At 67.8% G+C, this 2,429-nt stretch carries 2 protein-coding genes; both read right to left on the bottom strand.

Translation table 11 applies throughout. From position 1 onward, the window contains the following. Nucleotides 1–98: 98 nt before the first annotated feature. Nucleotides 99–845 carry a type IV toxin-antitoxin system AbiEi family antitoxin domain-containing protein gene (locus tag ELR45_RS06905; protein WP_129664577.1) on the bottom strand — a complete coding sequence of 249 codons (747 nt, stop codon included), beginning with the start codon at nucleotides 843–845 and terminating at the stop codon, nucleotides 99–101. A 197-nt stretch (nucleotides 846–1,042) separates the two neighbouring features. Beyond that, a partial coding sequence (locus tag ELR45_RS06910; RefSeq protein WP_205856167.1) for a DEAD/DEAH box helicase occupies nucleotides 1,043–2,429 on the bottom strand: 1,387 nt, incomplete at its 5' end.

Here is a 2,429-nt window from a genome sequence, read left to right on the forward strand (position 1 = left end):
CGGCCGGATCTTGACGGATTCGTTGAGGCGTCACCGGCAGCACCCGCCAGCCGAGCTTGGCATACTCGGCCCGGCGACGTTCCGTACGCCCGGGCGCGTCACCGAACCAGTGGAACGAGCGGGAGTCCACCTCGATGATCAGCTTGGCGTCCGGCCAACAGGCGTCGGGATAGATGCCACGCACGCCCGGCAACGGTTGGTTCCAGCGCGGTCGAGCACATGGGACAGCCGTCAGCGTGGGCACAGGTCGGCGACCAGCCGGCCGGAAGCCAGCGAGGCTTGGTGACGGTGTCGATCACCGCCTGCGCGGTCGGCACCACGGGGATCACCCCAGGTCTGGCCTCTCCGGCGATCTCGTCGGGTGCCTCGTAGGACATCGCGATGGAGACGCTCAGATCGCCGGCTGCGTCTTGATCCACCCAATAATCGTGATGCTCCCGGTTGCTGTCGCGGGTGGGCTCGCGGGACCGGTTCTTGTCAGACGAGCACGCGCGCCGTGTGACGGCGACGAATCCGGCCGGACCGACACGAGACTGCTGCGGGATGGAGACCAGGATGAGTTCACCGGGTTCGGGGCCGTATTTGAGCCCATGCATCCAGCAGCCCCACGCGCCGGTGATCGCCGAGTCCGCCCCGGCGTGGAGGAGGGCCGCCCGCAGCCGGTGGAGCTCTCTGAGCGGCCCGGTGAAGGTCGCGTACACCCCGCGCAGGATGCGTCGCCACGAGCCATGCTTTCTGGTGGCATGCTTCCATGCGTCGAGTGACATTCCGGCGGCCAGTGCCTGCTTCCGGGTGATGAGGCCGTCTTGGCGCCGGGCGGCGTAGAGAAGATGATCAGGGACCATGATCGCGAGCGTGCTCCAGTTCGCCGCGGCATGCCAGTCCAAGGCCGCCCTTGTGGACAGAGCGTGCTCGACGACGTGCTCTTGTGGATAAACACGCCGACCAGGCGCTCATGTCGACCCACGAGTTGGGTTGATCAGATACGAGTTTGGTGCGCCATAGCGCCCTGAACTCGTATCTGATCAAGGAGCGGACGAACTCAGGTAGCGTGCTCGACGAGGCGGCAGAGCGTGTTGATCCCCTGCAGCTGCGCCACGCTGGTGGCGGGTGCGGTGAGCAGGGCCGGGCTTCCGACGACGATCGCCAGCGAACGTGCTCGTGAGATGGCGACGTTGAGGCGGTTACGGTTCGCGACGAAGTCGACGCCCCGAGGCGCGTCCTCAGCCGACGAGGTGGTCAACGACACGATGACGACGGGCGCTTCCTGTCCCTGGAACTTGTCTACGGTCCCGACCCTGGCCCGACCGTCGATCCGGATCATCAGCTGGCTGACCTGTGCGTTGTATGGAGCGACGACGAGGATGTCGTCCGTCCCGAGAGGCGTCGTCCGGCCATCGGCATCGGTCCACGGGCGCCCGGTCAGACGAGCGACGACATCGGCCACGACGTCGATCTCGGCGTCGCTGCGGACGGAGCACCCGGTGTGGTCCACCGGGAACCACCTGACGCCGGCGCCGGTGAGCCGGTCATCGATATAGGCCGTCGACTCCGCGTGGCCTTGATCACGCCTAGCCTCTTGGCGCAGCGAGCGCTGCTCGGGGATTGGGCCGGATGGGCAACTGTCAGGTGAGCCGGGCGACGGGCCGAGTGTCTGGCGTTCCAGGCCAGGCCGTGAATGCAGCAAGCCGTCGTAGGAGAGTTCTGAGACGGGCGCGCACACGGCCGGATGCATCCGCCATGTGACGTCGAGGAACAGGCCACGATCCGAGGGGACCGTGTCGTGCTCGCCGAGCACATGCTCCAAGGCGGACACTCCCGCGCCTTCGGGGTGGATGCCTTTGCTGGGCTGAGCGAGCTGCCGCGGGTCGCCCAGCATGATGATCGAGTCTGCGGCCGCTCCGGCGGCGACTGTGTTGGCCAGCGAGAACTGCCCAGCTTCATCGATGACGAGCACATCCACGTGGACGTTCTCGCGCGCGAACAGCCACGCCGTCCCGGCCACGAGGTTGGCCGAGCCGTCGGCGAGCGCGGCTTCGACGTCGCCGTTGGAACCGACGACGGTGACACGGGCGTGGCTGCTGGCGTGGTCGTCGTCGGCCTTCTGGATCGCTCGGACCAGGCGCGTCTGTCCATCGCCGTCTTCCGCGCCTTTCTCCGTGGGGCCAGCGTCGTCGGCCTGCATCACCGCGTCGAGAAGGTTGGTGATGGCGCGGTGGCTCAGTGCCGTGACCCCGACCGTCTTGCCGGCGCGCAGCAGCTGGATGATCGCGTGCGAGCCGGCGTACGTCTTCCCCGCGCCCGGCGGCCCCTGTACCGGGAGCGCACCGTCGAGCAAGGGCGCGATCCGGCAGAGTGCGTTCGCCCCGGACTCGAGCACAGGGGGCGTGGCCACACTCGGAACGGCGGCGATCGAGCCGAACGTACCG

The sequence above is a fragment of the Phytoactinopolyspora endophytica genome, assembly GCF_004138495.1.
GTDB classification, from domain to species: Bacteria; Actinomycetota; Actinomycetes; order Jiangellales; family Jiangellaceae; genus Phytoactinopolyspora; species Phytoactinopolyspora endophytica.